Below are 22,617 nucleotides of genomic sequence, written 5' to 3' on the forward strand. Positions count from 1 at the left end.
GACTCAGCGGACTAAAGGTGCGCGGGTGGAGCGACGCACGATCAGCGAGAGCGGCTCGGACGCGTCCGGCTCCCCTTGATCGTCGCCTGGCGCCTCGATGCGGCTCACGAGGCTTTCCAGACCGTTGCGGACCAGGGCGACGAAGTCCTGGCGCACGGTGGTGAGCGGCGGCGCCTGATACGCCGCCACCGGGATGTCGTCGAGCCCGATGACGCTGACGTCCTCGGGCACCCGGCGGCCGGCCTCGGCGAGCGCGGACATGACACCGATCGCCATGTCGTCGTTCGCCGCGAAGATCGCGGTGACGTCCGGGTTGCGGGCCAGCCGGCGGCCGGCCGCGTGGCCCGAGGCGGGCGACCAGTCGCCTTCGATCCAGGGTGGACACGGCGCCCGGCCGGCCCGCAGCGCCTGCTGCCAGCCGTCCAGGCGGTCACGGGCGGACCACCAGCGCTGCGGTCCGGCCACGTGCCAGACCGTCGCGTGGCCGAGCTCGAGCAGATGCCGGGTGGCGATCCGCCCGCCGTCCGCGCCGTCGCCGCCGCTGCTCAACACGTTCGTGCCGGTGAGACCGGGAAACCGGCCCAGGCTCAGCACCGGCAGATCCACGTCGACGTGCACGTTCTCGCCCTCGTCGATCGGCTCCGAGAGCACGATGCCGTCCACCCCCTCGGCCAGCAGGGACTCGATGGCGCCGTGCACGCCGGCCGGGTCCCCCTCGAAGGTGGTGACGACGCTGAGCGAATATCCGGTGCTGCGGGCCGCGCGCTCCAGCTCGATCAGCATGGTGGCGGGACCGTAGAGCGGACTGCCCAGCGAGACCACGCCGATCCGCCAGGTGCGCCCCGAGGTCAGCGTGCGGGCCGCGTTGTTGCGCCGGTAACCCAGCTCCTGCGCGGCCTGCAGGACCCGGAGCCGCACCTCTTCTTTGACGTACGGCTCGCCGTTGAGCACCCGGGACACCGTCTTCTGCGAGACCCCGGCCCGGGTGGCCACGTCCGTGCTCACCGGGCGGCGGCGGGGCTCGCGATTCGCGGCCATGTCGCCTCCTCGAGGATGTGGCGAATATCTCTGACTTCGTAGTCATATTCATCGTCCGGGCCTAGAAAGTCAACGCCTTCTTGCCGACCTGTTACGCGTCCGTTTCCCGGGCCGGGGTCGGCCGAAAGTCGCAGTTCCGGACCCGCCGAAGTCCGGCTCCGAGCCGATGCGCCGCGTGCCCGCGAGGCGAGAGGCTGCCTATCCGGAGCAGACCATCGCGAAAGGAATCGAATGACCACCGATGACGAGAACCGGCCGGCCCGGAATCGCGTGACGCTGACCGGGATCAGCTCACGCGCCTGGGAGCACCCGGCCGATCGAGGGGCCCTCACCGCCCTGCGCGAGCTGCGCGGCTTCGACGACGTGGTGAAGGCGTTCTTCGGCATGTGGAACGAGCGGGCGTTCCGGCTGTCGTATCTGGCCGGCGCGATCCGGGTGGACCACCGGCAGTACCCGCGGGTGCACCGGCTCTTCGCCGAGGCGGCCACCACGCTCGACGTGGCCGAGCTGCCCGGCCTGTTCGTCGAGCAGTCCCCGATGATCCACGGCCAGGCGATCGGCATGGACAAGCCGTTCATCGTGATCACCACGGCCGCGGTGGACCGGCTCGACGACGAGGAGCTGCGCACACTGCTCGGCCACGAGATCGGGCACGTCCGCAGCGGCCACGCGGTCTACAAGACGATCATGATGATCCTGACGAAGTGGGCGGCCAACGTCAGCTGGCTGCCGATCGGGTCGATCGCCCTGCGGGCCATCATCGCCGCCATGTACGAGTGGTGGCGCAAGGCCGAGCTCTCTGCCGACCGGGCCGGCCTGCTCGCCTGCCAGGACCCGGCCGCGTCGCTCCGGCTGCTGATGAAGATCGCCGGCGGCGGGGACCTGTCCCAGATCGACACCGCCGCGTTTCTCGAGCAGGCGGCGGACTACCAGGGCGGCGGCGATCTGCGGGACAGCGTCCTGAAGATCGGCATGACCGCGTGGAGCAGCCACCCGGTGCCGGTCGCCCGAGCGGCCGAGCTGAACAAGTGGGTCGAGTCCGGCGAGTACACCCGCATCGTCGGCGGCGACTACCCGGGCCGGGACGGCGACGGCAACGCGTCGGTCGCCGGGGACGTCAAGGCGGCCGCGGCGCACTACCGGGACTCGTTCCAGACGTCGCCCGACCCGCTGGTCAACCTGGCCCGCCGGGTCTCCGACGGCGCGGCCGACATCGGCGGCTGGGCCGGCACCCAGGCCGGCCGGGCCCGGGCGTGGGCGGGCACCGCGGCCGGTGCGGCGGCTCGTGCGGCCCGCGGCGAGCGTCCCGAGGGCGACGGCGACCAGCCGCCGCCCGCGGACGGCGACGGCGCACCCACCACCTGACCGCACCGCCTGACCGAGCTCGAAGGCCGGGTATCGGGAGCCGCCACTCCCGATACCCGGCCTTCGTCTGCGCAGTCCCCGGCACGACAAAAGGGCGGGACGCGCATCGCGTCCCGCCCTGGAGAAGCAGAGGTCAGGTGCGGCGGCTCATCGCCGGCATCAGCGTGACCCCGGCGATCGTCGACCCGGCCACTGCCACCAGATAGGCCAGCACCATCGCCGGGAACGACTCGTAGAACGCGGCCAGCACGATCAGCGAGAGAACGAAGCCGCCGAACAGCGATCCGAGCACCAGCGTCCAGGCGGCGACCTTCTGCGAGACGGTCCAGCGCGGCGACGCGGACACCATCGCCATCGCCGCGATCGGGCTGATCACCGGCAGCACGAAGCCACCGCCCATCAGCAGCGCGATCGCCGCCGGGTCGGAGGCCGCGCGGTCCGGCATCGAGGTCGGCGCGGGCCGGTGCACGGGCACCGGCGGCGTGAGCGGCATCCTCAGGTGTGCGGGCATCCGGCCCCGCCGGACCGCGCCGACCAGCGCCTCCGGCGGGCCGAGGCGTCCGACGATCTGCTCCGGGTCGGAGAGCGGGTCGGAGACCGAGGTCCGGCGCATCGCGATGTAGTCGGCGACCGTGGTCATCAGCTCGTCGCGCAACTCCGGCGACAGGTCCTCGCTCTCCGCCCACAGCGCGGCGAGGTAGTCCAGGACGATGACGTCCGCGTGTGCCAGCGGCGCGGTGTCCTGGTTCGAGACGGAGGTCATACGTTTCCCCCAACGGGTCCGGTGGTGACGGTCGCGTCAGCATGTCGCGCACCGCGATCACCGCACATCCGCCCGCGGGCGGGCACGCCACGAGCCCGGATACGACTTTCGGCCGGGTCGTCGACGGGCATCGAAGGCAGGATGGCAGGCATGCGCATCGTCTCCCTGCTGCCCTCGGCCACCGAGATCGTCTACGCCCTCGGGCTCGGCGACGACCTGGCCGGGGTGACCTTCGAGTGCGACGAGCCGGTTTCGGCGCGAGCCGAGAAGGTGGTCGTCGTGGGCGGACGCGACACCCGCGGCATGACCGCGGCCGACATCGACGGGTACGTGAAACAGCAGCTCGCCGAAGGCCGAGACCTCTACACCCTGCACGCCGGCGCGCTGGCCGCCCTGGATCCCGAGCTGATCCTCACGCAGGACCTGTGCCGGGTCTGCGCCCTGCCGTCCGGCCACGTCACCGACGCCCTGGACCACCTGGGTTGCCGTGCCGACGTGGTCTCCCTCGACCCGTACTCGTTGGACCAGGTCCTGGACACCTTCGCCGACGTCGCGCACGCCGCCGGCGTGCCGGACCGTGGCGCCGCGCTGATCGGTGGCCTGCGCGAGCGGCTCGACCGGGTGCGCGCGGCGGTGGCCGGCCGGCCGCGTCCGCGGGTGGCGATCGTGGAGTGGGTGGATCCGCCCTTCACCGCCGGCCACTGGGTGCCGGATCTGGTGGTCGCGGCGGGCGGCGAGCCGGTGGCCGCGCGGCCCGGGCAGCGGTCGGTGGAGACGACCTGGGCGGCGCTGGCCGCCGCGGACCCGGAGGTCGTCCTGGTCACGCCGTGCGGCTTCCACCTGGACGGTTCGGCGGAACAGGCCGAACGGGTGGCGCCGCACTTCCCGGGCGCCGCGGTGTGGGCGATCGACGGCGACGGCCTGGTGGTGCGGCCCGGCCCGCGGCTCGTCGACGGCGTCGAGGCGATCGCCGCGATCCTGCACCCGGACGCGGTGCCCGCGGCGCCGGCGGACGCGATCCGGCGGGTGGCCTAGGACCTAGCCGACCGGCGCGGGCTCGCGGACCAGGCGGCGCCGGAGCGGCGCGATCGGCAACGACTCGCGGTTCGCGGTCGCCCGGCGCAGCCGCTCGGCCCGCCACAGCCACTGGATGTCCCGGCCGAACGACCAGGTCAGCGACCCCAGCGCCAGGACCAGCGCGGCCAGCGCGAGCGGCGCGGGCAGCAGGTGCGCGGTGACCACCACGAGCGCCACGCCCTGGGTGGCGGCGACGACCTTGCGGGAGAACTTGGGCGGCAGCGCGGCGGTCAGCCAGGGCGCGGCCCAGGAGGCGGCCACGAAGAGGTAGCGGTAGGCGCCGATGGCGACCGTCCACCAGCCGAACTCACCGGCCACGAAGACGCTGAGCACCAGGATCAGGAACGCGTCGATCTCCATGTCGAATCGGGCGCCCAGCGGCGACGACGAGTTGGTGCGGCGGGCCACCTGGCCGTCCACGCCGTCCAGCGCGAGTGCCACGCCGACCAGGGTGACCAGCGCGACCAGGTGCACCGGCCGGGTGAACGAGGACACCACCATCGCGGTCACCCCGCCGACCATCAGCGCCCGCGCGAACGTCACCACGTTCGCCGGACCCATCGCGCTCATGCCGGCCCGGCGCAGACCAAGACCGAGCAGACCACAAAGCACGATTCCGTACGCGGCGCCGGCGAGCCACCCGCCGGCCGACAGACCCACCGTCGCGGCGAGGGCGGCCAGCAGACTGCCCTGGACGACCAGCCCGATCACCGGACCCCGAGCCGCAGGGGTGGTAATCGTGTCGGTACTGAAAGTCACCGTGCCTCCAAGTGGCAAGATCGGTTGCCGCGTATGGTTGCCGCTGTCCCCCTGGAACACGCTTCGCGAGCGTGTTCGGTTCAGCCGGTCGAGGAGTTCCCCATGACGGGTGCGGCGCGCGCCTTCTGGATAGCTGCCCCTGGCGCCGGGGAAATACGCTTTGCGGCCGTGCCTCATCCAGCGGAGGACGAAGTGCTGGTCCGGACGCTGCACTCGGGTGTGAGCCGCGGCACGGAGACGCTGGTGTTCCGCGGTGGTGTCCCGGACAGCCAACACGACACCATGCGCGCGCCCTATCAGGAAGGCGACTTCCCGGCCCCGGTGAAATACGGCTATCTGAACGTCGGCGTGGTCGAGCAGGGCCCGCCCGAGCTGACCGGCCGCACGGTCTTCTGCCTCTACCCGCACCAGACCCGGTACGTGGTGCCGGCCACCGCGGTGACCGTGGTGCCCGACGGCGTGCCCGCCGCCCGCGCGGTGCTGGCCGGCACGGTGGAGACCGCGGTGAACGCCGTGTGGGACGCGGCGCCGCTGGTGGGCGATCGGATCGCGGTGGTCGGCGGCGGCATGGTCGGCTGCTCGGTCGCGGGGGTGCTCGCCGGGTTTCCGGGCGCGCGGGTGCAGCTGGTGGACTCCGATCGGTCCCGCGCCGCGGTGGCGTCCGCGCTGGGCGTCGGGTTCGCCACGCCGGAGGAGGCCGCGGGCGACTGTGACCTGGTGATCCACGCGAGCGCGACGCCGGCCGGGCTGGCCCGTTCGCTCGAACTGCTGGCACCGGACGCGACCGTGATCGAACTCAGCTGGTACGGCGACCGGCCGGTGCCGGTGCCGCTGGGCGAACACTTCCACTCGCGCCGGCTCACCCTGAAGAGCAGCCAGGTCGGCGGCATCCCGCCCGGGCGCCGGCGCACGTACGGTGAGCGTCTCGGTCTTGCTCTTGATCTGCTGTCGGACCAGCGGTTCGACGCGCTGATCACCGGGCACTCCGACTTCGAGGAGCTGCCGGAAATCCTGCCCCGGCTGGCCTCCGGCGCCCTGCCCGCCCTGTGTCACCTGGTGAATTACCGAGGAGAGTGAGCATTTGTTCAGCGTCACCGTCCGCGACCACATCATGATCGCGCACAGCTTCCGCGGCGAGGTCTTCGGCCCGGCGCAGAAGCTGCACGGCGCCACCTTCGTGGTGGACGCGACCTTCAAGCGGCCGGACCTGGACGCGGACAACATCGTGGTCGACATCGGCCTGGCGAGCGAGCAGCTCAAGGACGTGTGCGGCGCGCTGAGCTACCGCAATCTGGACGACGAACCCGATTTCGCCGGGGTGAACACGTCGACCGAATTCCTCGCCAAGCTGATCGCCGATCGCCTGGCCGACCGGATCGCGGCCGGCTCGCTCGGCCCCGGCGCGACCGGCCTGACCGGCCTCACCGTGACTCTGCACGAGTCGCACATCGCGTGGGCGGGATACGAGCGGGAGCTGTGACGACGCACTTCGTGCTGCCCGGCGGCGTGGACGATCCCGCGTCGCCGAGCGGCGGCAACCGCTATGACCGCGCGGTCTGCTCCCGGCTCCCGTCGGTCTGCGAGATCGCGATCTCGGGCTCCTGGCCCCGCCCCGCTCCCCCGGCACTCCGGGCACTGCGGTCGGCCCTGGCCGACATTCCCGACATGTCCACAGTGGTGATCGACGGCCTGGTGGGCTGCGGCGTGCCATCACTCATCGAGGAAGCCGCCACCCGCCTGCGCATCGTGATGCTGGTCCACCTCCCCCTGGGCGACGAGTCCCCGGCCGCCGCCGACCTCATCCCCCTGGAACGCCGCTCCCTGCACGCCGCGGACGCCGTCGTCGTGACCAGCACATCGGCGGCCTCGCGGGTCATCACCCTGCACGACCTGCCGCCGGCAAAAGTGCACGTGGCACCCCCCGGCGTCGACCCGGCGCCGCCGGCCACCCCCACGCCCGGCGGCACCCGCCTGCTCTGCGTGGCGGCGATCACCCCGCGCAAGGGCCAGGACGTCCTCCTGACCGCCTTGGCCGACCTCGACGACCTCGCCTGGCGCTGCACCTTCGTCGGCGCCGGCGTCCCACCGGACATCCCTCCCGACCGCTATGGACCTGAGTCTTCGGTGAATCGCGGTGACCCGGCAGGTGACTCGGCGCCGGGCGACTCGGCGGCGGGTGATTCATCTGTGAATCAGGTCTACAGCGGCCGCGGTGGGACCGCCGGGCCGGGGCGCGTGCGCTTCGTCGGGCCGAAGGCCGGGGCTGATCTGGACGCCGCCTATGCGGACGCGGACCTTCTGGTGCTGCCGTCGCGGGCCGAGACCTACGGCATGGTGGTGACCGAGGCGCTCGCCCGCGGACTGCCGGTGATCGGCACGCAGGTCAGCGGCGTGCCGGAGGCACTCGGCTCGGCGCCCGGCGGCGTTGTTCCCGGTCTGCTGGTTCCGCCGGGCGAGGCGGAACCGCTCGCCGCCGCGCTGCGCGCCTGGCTGACCGACGCCGACCTGCGGGAACGCTGGCGCGACGCGGCCCGGGCCCGGCGCGAGTCGCTGCCCGGCTGGGATGAGACAACCGACCGCCTGCGCGCGGTACTGAACCAGTGATCGGGCGGGCCAACGATGGGAGATCAGGGATGACCGGGGAATTCAGCTCGGACTGGCTGGGGCTGCGGGAACCCGCCGACGCCGCGGCACGCGACGTCGGGCTGGCGGACGCCCTGGCCGAGAGCCTGACGCCGCCACTGACGGTCCGGGACCTCGGCTGCGGGACCGGGTCGATGGGCCGCTGGCTGGCGCCGCGGCTGCCCGGCCCGCAGCACTGGGTGCTGATGGACCGCGACCCGGCGCTGCTCACCCACGCCGGCACGCACCTGCCGGACGCGGTCACCGTGGAAACCCGCCAGGGTGACGTGACCGCCCTCACCGGCGACGATCTGGCCGGCACCGGGCTGGTCACGTGTTCGGCGTTGCTCGACCTGCTCACTTCGGACGAAGTGGACAGTCTGGTGGAGGCGTGCCGGGCCAACCGGACGGCCGCGCTGTTCACGCTGTCGGTGACCGGCGAGGTGGCGTTCGACCCGGCGGACCCGCTGGACGACGAGATCGAGGCCGCGTTCAACGCGCATCAGCGCCGGGAGATCGGCGGGCGCCGGTTGCTCGGGCCGGACGCCGCGGAGATCGCCGCGGCGGCCTTCGAGAAGGCCGGGGCCACGGTGAGTGTCCGTCCCACGCCGTGGCGTCTCGGATCCGACAGTGCGCCGCTCGCCGCCGAATGGTTGGCTGGCTGGGCGGGCGCCGCTCGGGAGCAGCGCCCCGACCTGCGCCTCGAGGAATACCTCGCACGCCGGCGCGCGGACGGGTTCACCGCGACCGTCGGACATCGAGACCTCCTGGCGAGATTCGATTGAACTGTTTCCGGGCAGCCCGGCGTACAGGTGTGTGACGGGCTACCGAGGGGAACATCATCGTGACGCGATCGGTCTGGGCATGGGCACGCCTCATCGGCGGGGCGGGCATCATCGCTCTGCTGATGTGGCGGCTGGGCACCGGCGCCTTTCTCGACGGGATCCGCGTGATCGACGGGGGCACCCTGCTCACGGCGTTCCTGATCGGGGTCACGACCACGGTGTTCAGCGCATGGCGATGGTGCCTGGTGGCCCGCGGCGTCGGCCTCCGGCTGCCGCTGGGCGCGGCGATCGCCGATTACTACAAGGCGCTCTTCCTGAACGCGGCCCTGCCCGGCGGCGTGCTCGGCGATGTCGACCGGGCGGTCAAGCACGGCCGCGACGAGGGTGACGTGGCTCGCGGCGTGCGCGCGGTGGTGCTGGAACGGACCGCGGGTCAGATCGTGTTGATCGCGGTGGGCGTGACGGTGCTGCTGACCGTACCGTCGCCGGTTCTGACCGTTCTGGAGACCCACGGAGCCGCCGCCGCGGCGATCGGCTCGGCCGTCGTCCTGGCCGGCGCGATCGTGGTCCTCGCCACCCGCCGCCTGCGCAGCGGCACCTCGAAGATCGCGAAGGCGGCCCGCACCGGGCTCGCCGAGATCCGCACCGGGCTGCTGTCCCGCCGCAACTGGCCGGGCATCGTGCTCGCCTCGACGATCGTGCTGGTCGGTCACCTGGCGACGTTCGTGGTGGCCGCCCGGGCCGCCGGGTCGACCGCCTCCCTGCTGCGCCTGGCCCCGCTGATGCTGCTCGCGCTGCTGGCCATGACGCTGCCGCTGAACGTCGGCGGCTGGGGACCGCGCGAGGGCGTGACCGCGTGGGCCTTCGCCGCCGCCGGGATGAGCGCCACCCAGGGCCTGACCATCGCGGTGGTCTACGGACTCTTCGCCTTCGTGGCGGCGCTGCCCGGCGCGGTGGTCCTGGTCACCCGCGGCGTGATCAAGATGCGCGCGGCGCGGATCGCCCGGCTGGCGCCGATCTCACCGGCCGTGCCCGCCCTGGTCCCCGCCTCCGAGCCGGTCGCCGGCCAGCCCGCACTCGTCTCGTCGCAGCGCTCGGTGCGGGTGCTGGCCCACAGCGGTGCCTGACCTAGGGGGCGAAGCGGTCCGAGAGCGCGTAGCGCAGCAGGACCACGTCGCCGATCTGCCGCACCTCGGCCAGCCGTGCCCGGCGGCCCGGGCCCCACGGGAAGTCGCCGTCGTGCACGAACCGGGGCGCCCGCGAGTCGCCGACGAAGAACGGCGCCACCACCAGCTGCAACTCGTCGGCCAGGCCGGCCGTGAGGAACTGGGTGTGCATGGTGCCGCCGCCTTCGACCATCAGCCGGCCGATGCCGCGTTCATGCAGGTCGACGACGATCCGGCGGACGTCGACCGGCTCGCCGCCGTCGATCACGGTGGCCGCGTCGCCGAGCAGCTTGCGGGCCGCGTCGCAGGTGCCGGTGGCGCAGTAGACCAGCTTGGTGGCGTCGCCCGTGGTGAAGAACTTCGCCTCCGGATCGAGGTCGCAGCTGGCCGTCACGGTGACCTTGACCGGCGTCGGCCGCTCGCCCCGCGCGGACCGGTCGGCCCGGCGCGCGTCCGAGCGAACCAGCAGGCGGGGGTTGTCCTGGCGCACGGTCGCGGCGCCGACCAGGATCGCGTCGCAGCCCGCGCGCACCGCGTCGACCCGGTCGAAATCCTCGTCATTGGACAGCAGCAGCCGCTCCTCGGCGGTGTCGTCGACGTAACCGTCGATGGACATGCCACAGCTGAGCAGCACGTACGGTCGCTCAATCACCGATGACCGTCTCTCCCTCGCCGAAACCTAGCGACGATCGTCACCATGTCCGACCGCGATGCGTCCAAGATAATCGGGAGTCGGATTACCGGCACGTTTACCAAGTGTTACGGCATGGTGGCGCTGATCTAGGGGCACACAGGCCCGCAGCGGGGAACGCAGTTCGAGGAGGGCCCATGACAGACGTACCAGAGGCCGGCGTACGCACGCAGGTGACCGTTCCGCTGCGTTTCGGCGACGGCTACACGACCAGCGCGCGGGTGTTCACCTTCGACGGGCTCGCGGACGGCAAGGAGCACCTGGCGCTGGGCCTGGGCGACTGGCGGCGGGCGATCGCCCGGTCCGCGGTCGGCGGGCGCGCCCCCCTGGTGCGGCCGCACAGCGAGTGCCTGACCGGCGACGTGTTCGGCAGTCAGCGCTGCGACTGCGGGCCGCAGTTGCGCGAGGCGGTGGAACGGATCACCGACACCGGCGGGCTGTTGCTCTACCTGCGGCAGGAGGGGCGCGGCATCGGGCTCTACGCGAAGCTGGACGCCTATGCGCTGCAGGACGCGGGGCTGGACACGTACGAGGCGAATCTGGCTCTCGGGCATGACGAGGACGAGCGGGACTACACCGCGGCCGCGCAGATGCTCGTGGCGCTGGGAGCCGAGCGGATCCGGTTGCTGAGCAACAATCCGGACAAGGCCGCCCAGCTCATCGCCCACGGCGTCAAGGTCGAGGAGCAGATCCCGACCGGGGTGCACGTCTCGGCGGCGAATGTCCGGTACCTGGCGACCAAGGCCACGCACACCGCCCATACGATCGACCTTCCACTCGCGGAGTGAGCCGGATCGGATCCGGTACGGCACCATGGGACGGTGACACCGGACTCGGCCATCGAGCAGCTGCCGTTCATCCTGGCCGTCTGCGAGGGGCCGGAGCTGCGCATCGTCGCGATGAGCGGCGCCCTGCGGGCCACCCTGGCGGGCCGTGACCTGCTCGGACGTCCGATCCGCGAGGTGATCGACGACCTCGGCGGGCAGCAGATCCGGGACGCCTATTACCAGGTCTACGACAGCGGCGTGCCGATCACCGGCCAGGAGTGGCGGGTGCACCTGGACATGCCGGACGGGTCCGTGCACGAGATGTGGGCGAACTTCACGATCGTGCCGTGGTGCCACGACGACGGCAGCCTGCGCGGGGTGATCGGCGCCGGCTTCGACGTGACCGAGAGCGTACGGGCACGGCTGGCCGCCGTCGCCCAGGCGGACGACCTGCGGGAGCGCTGGGAGCAGTCCCGCACGGTGATTCAGGAGCTGCAGCGCGAACTGCTGCCGGCCGGTCTGCCGGTGCTGCCCGGGGCACAGATCGCGGCGAGCTACCTGCTGGCGGACGCGGACACCGCGGCGGGCGGCGACTGGTTCGACGCGATCACCCGCACCGACGGCACGGTGGCGCTGGTGGTCGGCGACGTGGTCGGGCACGGGGTGACCGCGTCGGGCGTGATGGGCCAGCTCCGGGCGGTGCTGCGGGATCGGCTGGACACCGGCGCGGACGTGGCCGAGGCGCTGACCGCGGCGGATCGGTTCGCGCGGCGGCTACCCGCGGCGCACGCCACCACGGTGGGCCTCGTGGTGCTCGACCCGAAGGACGGCAGCCTCGCGTACTGCACGGCCGGGCACCCGCCGCCGCTGGTGGTCACGGCGGGCGGTGAGACCCGGTTTCTGGCCGGCACGGGCGGCATGCCGCTCGGCACCGGCGGGATGTTCCCGGTGCGCACCGACCGGCTCGAGCGCGGCGACCTGGTGCTGCTCTACACCGACGGCATCCTGGAGCGGCCCGGCCGCACCATCCCGGTCAGCACCGGCGAGCTCGCGCACGTGGCCGCCGACAGCGCGGCCGGCCGGGCACTGCGCGACCCGGACGCGACGCCGGCCGAACGAGTCTGCACGCAGACCGTCGAGCTGCTGGTGCGCACCACCGGGCACAGCGACGACATCACCCTGCTGGCCGCGCAGCGGACCGACCCGCCGCCGCCGCTCGACCTGGAGCTGCCCGGCTCGCCGCAGTCGCTGCGGCCGTCCCGCACCGCGCTGAGCGACTGGCTGACCCGGGTCGGCGCCACCGAGCGGGACACGTTCCTGCTGCAGCACGCGCTGGGCGAGCTGATGACGAACGCGATCGAGCACGCGTTCGACACCGTGGCGCAGCCGCCGGCGGACCCGGTGGTGCGGCTGCGCGCCGAGCTGAGCGCCGAGGGCTGCCTGGAGGCCACGGTCACCGACCAGGGCCGCTGGCGCGAGCCGGCCCGCCAGTCGCTGCGCGGGCGCGGGCTGGCGCTGACCTCGCAGCTGGTGGAGAGCATGCGCGTGGAGCCGACCGCGGCGGGCACGGTGGCGACCATCCGGCACCCGCTGACCCGGCCCGCGCGGATGCTGTCCGGCGAGCTGGCGGCGGTGCGACCGGCGCTGCCCGCGGCCGTGTTCGCCGTCTCGGACCTGCCGGGCGCCGAGGACGGCGGCGCGCGGGTGGCAGGGCCGGTGGACGCGGTCACCGCGGAGCGCCTGCAGCAGGGGTTGTTGCAGCGCAGCCGGGGCGGCACGCTGGACCTGACCGTCGACCTGACCGCGGTGACCCACCTGGCCAGCGCCGGGGTGTCCGCGCTGCACCAGGTGGCGGCCCGGCACATCCAGCAGGGCGGCAAGCTCACCGTGCTGGCGGCGCCCGGCAGCCCGGCGCGGGACGTTCTCGCCCTGGTCGCGCTGCCGGACGTCACCGTCGGCCCGGCCTGAACCATCACCAGGGAGCATGCTGAATTGACTGATCACCTGATCGACAGTGGACATCTCGACGTCGGCGACGGCCACTCCCTCTATTGGGAGGACTGGGGCAATCCGCAGGGCGTACCGGTCGTCTGCCTGCACGGTGGACCCGGCGCCGGATTCAACGACACGCACAAGGCGCTCTTCGACCCGGCGGTGCATCGCGTGCTCTTCCACGACCAGCGCGGATGTGGGCGCAGCACCCCGTTCGCCAGTGTCGAGCACAACGCCACCGCCGACCTGGTGGCCGACATCGACCGGCTGATGCGGCACCGCGGCTGGGAGACGGCGCACGTGGCCGGCGGTTCGTGGGGCTCGACGCTGAGCCTGTTCTTCGCGCTGGCGCATCCCGGCCGGGTGCGCAGCATCCTGCTCTGGTCGGTCTATCTGATGCGCCGGGCGGAGAACGACTGGGTGGCGCACGGCGGTCCGCGGCGGACGTTCCCGCTGGAGTGGGCGCGGTTCGTCGATCTGGTGCCGGCCGAGCGGCGCGGCAACGGTCTGGAGATCACCGAGTACTACGCGGAGATGATGCGCGATCCCGATCCCGCCACGGCACTGCGGCACGCCCGCGAGTGGACGCTGTGGGAGATGACGTTGTGCTCGCTGAACTACCAGCCCGGCTCGCTGGAGAAGCAGGTCTGGGACGACCCGAACACGCTGGCCGTGGGGATGGTCGAGGCACATTTTCTGCGGCATGGCGGGTGGGTGCCGGAGAATCACATCCTGGACAGCATCGCGACGATCCGGCACCTGCCGTGCACGGTGCTGCAGGGGCGGTTCGACATGTGCACGCCTCCGGTGACGGCGTTCGACCTGGCCGCGGCGTACGGGGAGAAGTTGAGCCTGACCGTCGTCAATGCCGGGCACCTGCGCACCGAGCCCGAGCTCGCGGCCGGTCTGAAGGCCGCCGCCCTGGCTCTGGAGTTATCCACAGGGCCCGCCGGGCCGGCCGGCGGCGTCACTACTATCGCGGAGTGACTTCCTCCCCCCACGGCACCGCCAAGGACGTGCTCAACCAGATCTTCGGCTACCCCGACTTCCGCGGACAGCAGCAGGAGATCATCGAGCACGTGGTGGAGGGCGGCGACGCCCTGGTGCTGATGCCGACCGGCGCCGGCAAGTCGTTGTGTTACCAGATCCCGGCGCTGGTCAGGGACGGCGTCGGAGTGGTGATCTCGCCGCTCATCGCGCTCATGCAGGACCAGGTCGACGCGCTGCGCACGCTGGGGGTGAAGGCCGGGTTCCTCAACTCGTCGCAGGACTTCTCGTCGCGGCAGCTGGTCGAGCAGGAGTTCCTGGCCGGCGAGCTCGACCTGCTCTATGTGGCGCCCGAGGGGCTGAGCGTGCCGTCCACCCAGCGGCTCCTCGATCGGGGGAAGATCGCCGTCTTCGCGATCGACGAGGCGCACTGCGTGTCGCAGTGGGGGCACGACTTCCGGCCGGACTATCTCGGCCTGTCGATGTTGCACGAGCGGTGGCCCGACGTGCCACGCATCGCGCTCACCGCCACCGCGACCACCGCCACCAAGGACGAGATCGCCCGGCGCCTGCAGCTGGAGACCGCCCGGCACTTCACCGCCAGCTTCGACCGGCCCAACATCCAATACCGCATCGTGCCCAAGAGCGAGCCGCGGCGGCAGCTGCTCGAGCTGCTGCGCACAGAGCACGCCGGGGACGCGGGCATCGTCTACTGCCTGTCGCGCGCCTCGGTGGACAAGACGGCCGAGTTCCTGAGCGCCAACGGGGTGCCCGCGCTGCCCTACCACGCCGGTCTCGGGTCGGCGGAGCGGGCCGCCAACCAGTCCCGGTTCCTCCGCGAGGAGGGGCTGGTCATGGTGGCGACGATCGCCTTCGGGATGGGCATCGACAAACCCGACGTCCGGTTCGTCGCGCATCTGGACCTGCCGAAGTCGGTGGAGGGTTACTACCAGGAGACCGGGCGCGCCGGGCGCGACGGTCTGCCGTCCACCGCCTGGCTGGCGTACGGGCTGGCGGACGTCGTGCAGCAGCGCAAGATGATCGAGTCGTCGGACGGTGACCTGACGTTCCGGCGAAACGCCTCGGCGCATCTGGACGCGATGCTGGCGCTGTGCGAGACGGTCACCTGCCGCCGGGCCCGGGTGCTGGCATATTTCGGGCAGGCGGCGGAGGCCGGCTGCGAGAACTGCGACACCTGCCTCAATCCGCCGGAGGCCTGGGACGGCACCGTGCCCGCGCAGAAATTCTTGTCCACGGTGCTGCGGCTGCAACGCGAGCGGGGGCAGAAGTTCGGGGCCGGGCAGTCGATCGACATCCTGCTGGGCAAGGAGACCGAAAAGATTCTGCAGCACCGACATCAGGAGTTGTCGGTGTTCGGGGTCGGCGCCGACCTGCGGGAAGCCGAGTGGCGCGGGGTCGTGCGGCAGCTGCTGGCGGCCGGGTTGCTGGCCGTGGAGGGTGACTACGGCACGCTGGTGCTGACCGACGAGAGCGCTTCGGTGCTGCGCGGTGAGCGGCAGGTGATGATGCGGCGCGAGCCCGAGCGGGTGCGGGCGCCGCGGGCGTCGAAGTCGGCGGCGCCGGCCGTCGAGCTCACCGCCGAGGAGGAGCCGGTGTTCGAGCGGCTGCGAGCCTGGCGCGCGACCGTGGCCAAGGAGCAGAAGCTGCCGGCCTATGTGATCTTCCACGACGCGACGCTGCGGGCGATCGCCGCGCGCCGGCCCACGACGCTGGACGAGTTGTCCACGATCAGCGGCGTGGGCCAGAGCAAGCTGGCGAAATTCGGCGAGCAGGTGCTGGGGGCGCTCAGCTCCTGAGCTCCAGCAGTGGATCCGTGACCACGTCGCGCCAGCGGTCGCGGTGGCCCTCGGCCCGCAGGCGGTAATAGAGGGTCTCGCGCCGCTCGGCGCCGTCGTGGTGGCCGATGTTGTGGGCGAGCAGATAGTGGGCGAAGAGCAGGCTGCCGGCCGTGCCGGTCACCTGGATCGGATCGCCGAGCTCGATCTTCGGATAGGGGCCGGGGTTCATCTCGCCGGTCCGCAGGATCGCCTCGGCGCCGCGGTCCGCCAGATAACGGCCGAAGCGCAGGTGGGTGCCGGGCCAGACCCACAGGTTGCCGCGGCCGGTCTCGGTGTGGTCGGTGAGCCAGACGCCGGCCAGCAGCGAGAACGTGCCGGGGCGGCCGTCCGGCTCGGGCGGGGTGAGGCCGTCCACATGCGGGCCGCCGGGCCGGTGCGGCCACGGCGGGATGGTGGTCGCCACCTGCGCGAAGTCCGGCTCGGCCGGCGGCGTCTCCGGTCGCAGCAGGCGCGCGGCGACCGCACCCACGCCGGTCTTCCGATAGAAGTCGAGCAGCGGGTGTCCCGCGGACCCGAACCGCGGCCACAGCGAATAGGGGCCGGCGTGGTCGTCCGGCGCGGGAGCCTCGGCCAGCAGCTCGGCGACGAGCTTGCGGCCCTCGGCGATCTGCGCGCCGGTGAGCACGTCCGGGATCACCACGAATCCCTGTTCCCGCAAGGCGTCGTTGTCCATCGGCCCAGTGGACACGCACCCTGCCGACGGCAGCAACGGCTTTGTTCCGCGCGGTGGTCTAGATGCGGGTGACGGGCCGAGCGGCCGAACTGGACCACGATCTACGTCGGCGATGTGGCGGCGCTCTATGCGCTGGTGGTGGTCCAGGGGTCCTGGTCCGGGCGGGTGGTCGCGGTCTCGGGCGACAATCCGTCGGTGCGGGAGATCGCGTCGGCCGGGGGCGCCGAGGTGGTGGCGGAGACCGTCGACGAGACGCGGGGGCGGCTTGGGTCACGTGTGGGGTGGCGTCGTGATGGCTGGGGCGGCCTCGCGGAGGGCGGACCAGGTCAGCAGGGCCGGCGGGGCCAGGATCGCGGCCATCAGGACCGCGGCCAGCAGGTCCGGGCCGTCCCTGGTGTAGAGCAGGGCCACCGCGGTCATGACGCCGTCGGGGTGTTCCGCGTCCCAGACCCGGAACCAGGCCTCGGTGGTGCCGGCGAAGGCGGCGGCCGCGATGGCGGACATGGTCAGGGCGGCGGCCGGCAGCCAGAACGAGCGGGCCGCACGCTGGACCGCCAGGAACAGCAGCGCCGCGCCGGCCAGGCCGGTCAGTAGGGCCGGGGAGGTCGCGCCGATCAGCGGGAGGATCTGCGCCGGGGTGGTCACCTCGCCGGCCGTCGCCGCGAGAGCCAGCAGGATGGGGATCGCGGCCACGATGGCCGCGGCGGGAGTCCGGCCGGGACGGCGCGGGAGAAACCATACGGCGACCGCGAAGGCCACCAGGGACGGGAGCAGCGACGCCGCATTGGCGCGGTCGGTCGCCAGCATCGTGCGCCAGGTCGCGGCCAGGTCGGCGTCGACCTCGGTGGCCCGGTCGAGCGGTGGGAAAGGCGGGACGGCGGGGTCCGGGGGCGGGGCCGCGTACCCGGTGGTGGTGAAGACCGTGGCGAATGCCAGCAGGACCAAGCCGATGGCCAGTGACCAGCGCAGACCTGGCCGGGATCGATCGGTGGCCACGGCGCAGCCGGCCAGGCCGAGGAAGGCGATGGCCGCGCACCAACCGGCGGCGGCCTCGGCGCCCGCGGCCGCGATGACCACGGCCAGGGCGGCCGCGCTCACGGCGATCAGCAACGGCACACGCATCGGTGACGACTCCATCGCCAGGCACCGTGCCAGAACTCCCGGCGGTTGCCAAGTCAGCACAGTGGACCGCGGTCGCGACCGGCGAGTGGAAGGATCGCGGGATGCAAGAGTGGCTCGAGCACGGTGGGCGGCGGTTTCATCTGATGGCCTACGACGACGCTATTCACGACGACGCCTGGGCGGTCGAGCTCGCCGAGTTCGTCGACTTCGAGCTCGGGCCCGCGCTGGTGACCCTTCTGCACTATCCCGATCGGGAGACCCAGGTGCTGGTCGGGGACGGTCTGCTGCCGCTCGCCGTGGTGACCGCCTTCATGGCCGAGGTGGCCCGGGATCAGGGGCGGCCGTGAGTTCGGCCCACTGCTCCGACCAGGCGTTCAGCGGGGCGAGGGCCGCCGCCAGGGAGGCGCCCTGGCGAGTCAGGGCGTAGTGGCCGTTTCTGGTCAGCAGGCCCGCTTCGGTCAGGTCGCGGAGGCGTTCGTAGAGGACGCTCGACGACAAGCCCTCGCAGCGCATCAGCAGATCGCGGGCGCCGGCCGGGCCGGATCGCAGCTCCCACAGGATGCGCAGGGCCCAGCGGCGGCCCAGCAGGTCCAGGGCCGCCATCAAGGGGCGGCCGGTGGTGGAGCCGCGGACCGAGCCCGGGAGGTCGTCGTGAGCCGGATCGAGCCGCTGGAACCGCCGTTCGCCCCGGAGGTCGCCGCGCAGCTCGCGGCGATGATGCCGCCGGGGGTGGCGCCGATCGCGCTGTTCCGGACGTTCGCGCGGCACCTGCCGATGGCTGCCGCGATGGAGCCCTGGGGCCGCCACCAGCTCGGCCGCGGCCTCGCGCTGAGCCGGCGCGAGCGGGAGATCGTGATCGACCGGACCTGTGCGCGGTGCGGCTGCGAGTACGAGTGGGGCGTGCACGTCCAGATGTTCGCCGGCAAGGCACAGCTCACCCGGGCACAGATCACCTCCCTGACCAGCGGTGGCCCGGACGACGACTGCTGGCCGGACCCGCGCGAGCGGCTGCTGATCCGGGCCGCCGACGAACTGCAGGAGCTCGGCGATCTCGGTGATCCGCTGTGGGCGGAGTTGCGCGCGGCGCTGGACGAGCCCGAGCTGCTCGACCAGCTGATGCTCTCCGGCTGGTATCGGGCGATCAGCGCCACCGCCCGCGCCGCGCGGGTGCCGCTCGAGGAGGGAGCGCCACGGTTCGCGGACTACACGCCGGGATGACCGGGATCCGCGCGGTCCCGCACCGGGGACCCCGCGGCCGATCCGATCAGGCGGCCTCGCTCGGCTGGGTGATGTTGACCATCCAGGGCACGCCGTACTTGTCGGTGAGCTGGCCGAACTCGTCGCCCCACACCTGCTTCTCCAGGGCGACCGTGACCGTGCCATCCTCGGCGAGCTTGTCCCAATATCCCCGTAGCCCGTCCGACGGTTCACCACTGAGGCTCACGGTGAATGTGGTGCCGGGAGTGAAGGGCATGCCGGGCATGCGGTCCGAGCCCATCAGCGTGTAGCCCGCGTCCGTCTCCAGCTGCGCGTGCATGACCTTGTCGGCCACGGCGGGATCCGGGTTGCCGAAGTCGCCGAACGAGTTCACCACCAGTTCGCCGCCGAAGACGCTCCGGTAGAACTCCATCGCCGCGCGGGCGTCACCGTCGAAACTCAGGTACGGGTTCAGTCGAGAAGTCATGCCCCGCACGCTAGACCTGCGACGACGCCTACTGGAACAACTTCGCCGCGGTGATGACCGTCTGGATGATGCCGTACCCCAGCAGTACCGCGACCAGCGCCCACGAGATCACCAGCCTCATGCCGCCACCTCCTTCTCAGCGGCCCGGGCGGGCTCGTGGAATCGCTCCGGCACCGGGCGGACCAGCAGGTTGGCCACGAACCCGACGGCCAGCACGCCGACCATCGTGAAGAGCGCCGGACGATATGCCTCGGCGGTGAGCGTCCCCGGCTTGCCCTGCGCGTCCAGGAAACCGTTGATGATCAGCGGACCGGCCACCCCGGCGGCGGACCAGGCGGTCAGCAGGCGGCCGTGGATGGCGCCGACCTGGAACGTGCCGAACAGGTCCCGCAGATAGGCCGGCACGGTCGCGAAGCCGCCGCCGTAGAACGACAGGATCACGCCGGCCAGCAGCACGAACAGCGCCGTCGCGGTGTGCCCGAAGGCGGCCAGCAGGGCGTACAGGATCATGCCGACGCCCAGATAGACCATGTAGATGGGCCGGCGGCCGATCAGGTCGGAGGTCGACGACCAGATGAACCGGCCGGCCATGTTGAACAGCGAGAGCAGGCCGACGAACCCGGCCGCCGCGGTCACCGCGACCGTGGAGGTGGTGCCCTCCCGGAAGAAGTCCTGGATCATCGGGCTGGCCTGCTCGAGGATGCCGATGCCGGCCGTCACGTTGCAGAACAGCACGATCCAGAGCAGCCAGAACGAGCGCGTCTTGATCGCGTTCGCCGCGGACACGCTGGCCGTGGTGACCAGGGGCTTCGCGGCGACGGTGGCCGGATCCCAGCCGGCCGGCTTCCAGCCCTCGGCGGGCACCCGGATGTTCGCGACGCCGAACATCATGATCACGAAGTAGCCGATGCCCAGGGTCAGGAAGAGCAGGACCAGGGCCCGGCCGCCGGCCACCGAGGTGGCCACCGCGGGGTCGTAGCCCGCGTCGTACAGGTTCATCAGCTGGCGGGACAGCGGGCCGGCCACCAGCGCGCCGCCGCCGAAGCCCATGATGGCCAGGCCGGTGGCCAGGCCCGGGCGGTCCGGGAACCACTTGATCAGGGTGCTGACCGGCGAGATGTAGCCGATGCCGAGCCCGATGCCGCCGAGGAAGCCATATCCCAGGTAGAGCAGCCAGAGCTGGGAGGTGGCGATGCCGAGCGCGCCGACCAGGAAGCCTGTGGCCCAGAACGAGGCGGACACGAACATCGCCTTGCGCGGGCCGTTCGCCTCCACCCAGGTGCCGCCGACCGCCGCGGACAGGCCGAGCATGACGATCGCGATGGAGAAGATGATGCCGATCTCGGTCTGGCTGGCGTCGAAGTGCGCGACGAGCGAGTTCTTGTAGACGCTGGTGGCATAGACCTGACCGATGCAGAGGTGCACCGAGAGGGCGGCGGGCGGGATCAGCCACCGGCTGAAACCGGGGGGCGCGACGGACCGCTCCCGATCGAACGCGGACAGCACTGACACGGTCGGCCCCCTCATCGGAGTTGCTCGATCCGAAGATCGTAAGACCGTTTACGCGCGCGCGCCACGCGTGCGCGATCACTGTCACTTTGTCCGAATCGGTGGTGTCTTCTCATGTCCGGATCGTGCGTGCCGATCAGGTAGCTGTGGGCCGGGCAACGCACGAGCGCGCCGGGCGGCGCCTGATCGGCTCCGCGCTGGTGCTGATCGTGCTGACCGCCGGTGGGGCCGCCACCACGCTCGCCACGATGGCCGTGAACCGTGGCCACAAGCAGCTCACCACGCAGGCCATGGACCGCGCGATCGAGGACTTCACCGAAGTCACCGTCGACGAGGTCAACCACTACGCCTTCGCGATGGACGACGTGGCCATCGCGCTGGGCACCGAGGAGGAGCTGACCGCGGCCAAGTTCGCCGCGCTCACCCAGGGGCTGAACGAGAGCCGGCTGCCGGGCATCGGCGGTGTCTCGTTCGTCGTGCCGGCCTACGACGAACAGGTGGCCGCGACGCAGGCCAGGTGGCGGGCCCGGGGCGCGCTCGGGCTCTCGCTCTATCGCACCGGCGCCGACATCGAGCACAAGTTCATCGTCTTCGGGCGCAGCTTCACCGGCTCGCCGCCCCCGCCCGGCCGCGACCTCAGCACCACGCCCGGCACCGAGGACGCCCTGCAGACGGCACGGGCGTCGCGGCGCTTCGCGATGAGCGCCGCGCACATCTCGATGCGCGACCGCCAGCTGCCGGTGGAGGAGCAGAAGATCTCGGTGTCCATGGCCCAGCCGGTGTACGCGCCGGGCGGCACCTTCCGCGGGTGGGTCACGATCAGCCTGCGCGGTGCGGACTTCCTGCTGCCGGCGCTCGAAGACCGGGCCCGCGGCACCGTCCGGCTGCAGCTCACCGACACGGGGCCGGACGCCGGGAAGACCATCGCCGGTCTGGGCGGCGGCACCCTGCTCGACGAGCCGGCCCTGCACCGCAGCGGGGACATCACCGTCGGCCAGCGCACCTGGCATCTGGCCCTGCAACCGACCACGAGAATCATCAGCGCCGCCGACCAGCGGCTGCTCTGGCTCACCCCGGCCACCGGCGTCGCTCTCACCCTGATGCTGGCCGCGCTGGTCGGCTCGCTGGCCGGCAGCCGGGCCCGGGCGGTGGCCCGGGTCGAGGCGAAGACCGCCGAGCTGGTCCAGGACATCGCCCGGCGGATGGAGGTCGAGGAGCAGCTCCGGCGCAGCCAGGACGAGCTGCACAAGCTGGCCTTCCAGGACCAGCTGACCGGGCTGGCCAACCGCAGTCTGTGCTACGAGCGGGTCGGGCACGCGTTGCGCACACACGCCCGCGATGGCCGGGCGTTCGCGGTGTTCTTCATCGACCTGGACGGCTTCAAGGAGGTGAACGACGCCTTCGGGCACGGCGCCGGGGACCTGGTGCTGCAGGAGACCGCCGTCCGGCTGAAGGCCTGCCTGCGCGAGAGCGACACGGTCGCGCGCTTCGGTGGCGACGAGTTCGCGGTGCTGGCCGAGCGGCTGGCCGACCCGGCGGACGTGCACATCACCGCCGACCGGATCGTGCAGGCGATGCGCCGGCCGATCCCGATCGGGCCGCGCTCGGTCACCGTCACGGCCAGCGTCGGCATCGCGATCAACCAGCCGGGCGACACCGCGGATGACATTTTGCGGGCGGCCGACCTCGCCATGTATGCGGCCAAAACCGGCGGCAAGTCGCAACATGTTCTGTCGGGATCCGGACCCTGACCAATCC

The 22,617-nt window shown here is 72.1% G+C and carries 24 protein-coding genes; 14 read left to right on the plus strand and 10 right to left on the minus strand.

Annotation, left to right across the window (positions count from 1 at the left end):
• Positions 1 to 3: 3 nt before the first annotated feature.
• Positions 4 to 1,038 carry a LacI family DNA-binding transcriptional regulator gene (locus tag ACZ6TI_RS16060; protein ID WP_465345802.1) on the minus strand — a complete coding sequence of 345 codons (1,035 nt, stop codon included), beginning with the start codon at positions 1,036 to 1,038 and terminating at the stop codon, positions 4 to 6.
• A 231-nt stretch (positions 1,039 to 1,269) separates the two neighbouring features.
• Between ACZ6TI_RS16060 and ACZ6TI_RS16065 the strand changes: the two genes are divergently transcribed.
• Positions 1,270 to 2,403 (plus strand): M48 family metallopeptidase, encoded by a 1,134-nt coding sequence (locus ACZ6TI_RS16065; RefSeq protein ID WP_465345803.1) that lies wholly within the window; start codon positions 1,270 to 1,272, stop codon positions 2,401 to 2,403.
• A 133-nt stretch (positions 2,404 to 2,536) separates the two neighbouring features.
• Here ACZ6TI_RS16065 and ACZ6TI_RS16070 read toward each other — a convergent pair whose 3' ends face one another.
• Positions 2,537 to 3,166: an HAAS signaling domain-containing protein gene (locus ACZ6TI_RS16070; RefSeq protein WP_465345804.1), complete on the minus strand. Its 630-nt coding sequence runs from the start codon at positions 3,164 to 3,166 to the stop codon at positions 2,537 to 2,539.
• A 150-nt stretch (positions 3,167 to 3,316) separates the two neighbouring features.
• On the opposite strand from ACZ6TI_RS16070, the gene ACZ6TI_RS16075 reads away from it, so the two are divergent.
• Positions 3,317 to 4,201, plus strand: coding sequence for an ABC transporter substrate-binding protein (locus ACZ6TI_RS16075; RefSeq protein ID WP_465345805.1), 885 nt, complete (start codon positions 3,317 to 3,319; stop codon positions 4,199 to 4,201).
• 3 nt (positions 4,202 to 4,204) lie between these two features.
• Here the strand turns inward: ACZ6TI_RS16075 and ACZ6TI_RS16080 are convergent, their stop codons facing one another.
• The gene (locus tag ACZ6TI_RS16080) at positions 4,205 to 5,002 is read right to left on the minus strand and encodes a CDP-alcohol phosphatidyltransferase family protein (protein WP_465345806.1); all 798 of its coding nucleotides are present in this window, start codon (positions 5,000 to 5,002) and stop codon (positions 4,205 to 4,207) included.
• 102 nt (positions 5,003 to 5,104) lie between these two features.
• On the opposite strand from ACZ6TI_RS16080, the gene ACZ6TI_RS16085 reads away from it, so the two are divergent.
• From ACZ6TI_RS16085 to ACZ6TI_RS16105, 5 genes are read left to right on the plus strand one after another with little or no spacing between them, the layout of a single operon-like run.
• Positions 5,105 to 6,079: a zinc-dependent alcohol dehydrogenase gene (locus ACZ6TI_RS16085; protein WP_465345807.1), complete on the plus strand. Its 975-nt coding sequence runs from the start codon at positions 5,105 to 5,107 to the stop codon at positions 6,077 to 6,079.
• Between the two features lie 4 nt (positions 6,080 to 6,083).
• Positions 6,084 to 6,482 (plus strand): 6-pyruvoyl trahydropterin synthase family protein, encoded by a 399-nt coding sequence (locus ACZ6TI_RS16090; RefSeq protein ID WP_465345808.1) that lies wholly within the window; start codon positions 6,084 to 6,086, stop codon positions 6,480 to 6,482.
• Positions 6,479 to 7,606: a glycosyltransferase family 4 protein gene (locus ACZ6TI_RS16095; RefSeq protein WP_465345809.1), complete on the plus strand. Its 1,128-nt coding sequence runs from the start codon at positions 6,479 to 6,481 to the stop codon at positions 7,604 to 7,606. The genes ACZ6TI_RS16090 and ACZ6TI_RS16095 overlap by 4 nt, the downstream gene beginning before the upstream one ends.
• Before the next feature lie 29 nt (positions 7,607 to 7,635).
• Complete coding sequence (locus ACZ6TI_RS16100; RefSeq protein ID WP_465345810.1) at positions 7,636 to 8,409, plus strand: methyltransferase domain-containing protein; 774 nt, start codon at positions 7,636 to 7,638, stop codon at positions 8,407 to 8,409.
• Positions 8,410 to 8,468: 59 nt separating this feature from the next.
• Entirely contained in the window at positions 8,469 to 9,536 is a 1,068-nt protein-coding gene (locus ACZ6TI_RS16105; RefSeq protein WP_465345811.1) for a lysylphosphatidylglycerol synthase transmembrane domain-containing protein, read from the plus strand.
• A gap of 1 nt (position 9,537) precedes the next feature.
• On the opposite strand, the gene ACZ6TI_RS16110 is transcribed toward ACZ6TI_RS16105, so the two are convergent.
• Positions 9,538 to 10,227 (minus strand): RibD family protein, encoded by a 690-nt coding sequence (locus tag ACZ6TI_RS16110; RefSeq protein ID WP_465345812.1) that lies wholly within the window; start codon positions 10,225 to 10,227, stop codon positions 9,538 to 9,540.
• Between the two features lie 176 nt (positions 10,228 to 10,403).
• Here ACZ6TI_RS16110 and ACZ6TI_RS16115 point away from each other — a divergent pair, with 176 nt between their 5' ends.
• From ACZ6TI_RS16115 to recQ, 4 genes are read left to right on the plus strand one after another with little or no spacing between them, the layout of a single operon-like run.
• Entirely contained in the window at positions 10,404 to 11,054 is a 651-nt protein-coding gene (locus ACZ6TI_RS16115) for a GTP cyclohydrolase II (protein WP_465345813.1), read from the plus strand.
• A gap of 33 nt (positions 11,055 to 11,087) precedes the next feature.
• Entirely contained in the window at positions 11,088 to 13,001 is a 1,914-nt protein-coding gene (locus ACZ6TI_RS16120) for a SpoIIE family protein phosphatase (RefSeq protein ID WP_465345814.1), read from the plus strand.
• A gap of 24 nt (positions 13,002 to 13,025) precedes the next feature.
• The gene (gene pip / locus ACZ6TI_RS16125) at positions 13,026 to 14,012 is read left to right on the plus strand and encodes a prolyl aminopeptidase (protein ID WP_465345815.1); all 987 of its coding nucleotides are present in this window, start codon (positions 13,026 to 13,028) and stop codon (positions 14,010 to 14,012) included.
• Complete coding sequence (gene recQ / locus ACZ6TI_RS16130) at positions 14,009 to 15,829, plus strand: DNA helicase RecQ (RefSeq protein ID WP_465345816.1); 1,821 nt, start codon at positions 14,009 to 14,011, stop codon at positions 15,827 to 15,829. The genes pip and recQ overlap by 4 nt, the downstream gene beginning before the upstream one ends.
• On the opposite strand, the gene ACZ6TI_RS16135 is transcribed toward recQ, so the two are convergent.
• Complete coding sequence (locus ACZ6TI_RS16135; RefSeq protein ID WP_465345817.1) at positions 15,819 to 16,544, minus strand: phytanoyl-CoA dioxygenase family protein; 726 nt, start codon at positions 16,542 to 16,544, stop codon at positions 15,819 to 15,821. The two genes, recQ and ACZ6TI_RS16135, sit on opposite strands and share 11 nt — an antisense overlap.
• Positions 16,545 to 16,814: 270 nt before the next feature.
• Entirely contained in the window at positions 16,815 to 17,666 is an 852-nt protein-coding gene (locus ACZ6TI_RS16140) for a hypothetical protein (RefSeq protein ID WP_465345818.1), read from the minus strand.
• 101 nt (positions 17,667 to 17,767) lie between these two features.
• On the opposite strand from ACZ6TI_RS16140, the gene ACZ6TI_RS16145 reads away from it, so the two are divergent.
• Positions 17,768 to 18,013 (plus strand): hypothetical protein, encoded by a 246-nt coding sequence (locus ACZ6TI_RS16145; RefSeq protein ID WP_465345819.1) that lies wholly within the window; start codon positions 17,768 to 17,770, stop codon positions 18,011 to 18,013.
• On the opposite strand, the gene ACZ6TI_RS16150 is transcribed toward ACZ6TI_RS16145, so the two are convergent.
• The gene (locus ACZ6TI_RS16150) at positions 17,976 to 18,269 is read right to left on the minus strand and encodes a winged helix-turn-helix transcriptional regulator (protein ID WP_465345820.1); all 294 of its coding nucleotides are present in this window, start codon (positions 18,267 to 18,269) and stop codon (positions 17,976 to 17,978) included. The genes ACZ6TI_RS16145 and ACZ6TI_RS16150 overlap by 38 nt on opposite strands.
• 48 nt (positions 18,270 to 18,317) lie before the next feature.
• On the opposite strand from ACZ6TI_RS16150, the gene ACZ6TI_RS16155 reads away from it, so the two are divergent.
• Positions 18,318 to 18,884 (plus strand): carboxymuconolactone decarboxylase family protein, encoded by a 567-nt coding sequence (locus ACZ6TI_RS16155; RefSeq protein WP_465345821.1) that lies wholly within the window; start codon positions 18,318 to 18,320, stop codon positions 18,882 to 18,884.
• A 46-nt stretch (positions 18,885 to 18,930) separates the two neighbouring features.
• Here ACZ6TI_RS16155 and ACZ6TI_RS16160 read toward each other — a convergent pair whose 3' ends face one another.
• The 3 genes from ACZ6TI_RS16160 to ACZ6TI_RS16170 are packed head-to-tail and all read right to left on the minus strand — an operon-like array spanning position 18,931 to position 20,856.
• Complete coding sequence (locus ACZ6TI_RS16160) at positions 18,931 to 19,350, minus strand: VOC family protein (protein ID WP_465345822.1); 420 nt, start codon at positions 19,348 to 19,350, stop codon at positions 18,931 to 18,933.
• Between the two features lie 28 nt (positions 19,351 to 19,378).
• Positions 19,379 to 19,471: an MFS transporter small subunit gene (locus ACZ6TI_RS16165; protein WP_465345823.1), complete on the minus strand. Its 93-nt coding sequence runs from the start codon at positions 19,469 to 19,471 to the stop codon at positions 19,379 to 19,381.
• Positions 19,468 to 20,856 (minus strand): OFA family MFS transporter, encoded by a 1,389-nt coding sequence (locus ACZ6TI_RS16170; RefSeq protein WP_465345916.1) that lies wholly within the window; start codon positions 20,854 to 20,856, stop codon positions 19,468 to 19,470. Before ACZ6TI_RS16170 ends, ACZ6TI_RS16165 begins: the two co-directional genes overlap by 4 nt.
• A 149-nt stretch (positions 20,857 to 21,005) precedes the next feature.
• Here ACZ6TI_RS16170 and ACZ6TI_RS16175 point away from each other — a divergent pair, with 149 nt between their 5' ends.
• Positions 21,006 to 22,610, plus strand: coding sequence for a diguanylate cyclase domain-containing protein (locus tag ACZ6TI_RS16175; protein WP_465345824.1), 1,605 nt, complete (start codon positions 21,006 to 21,008; stop codon positions 22,608 to 22,610).
• Positions 22,611 to 22,617 lie beyond the last annotated feature (7 nt).

The organism is Actinoplanes sp. NPDC051388 (assembly GCF_055586225.1).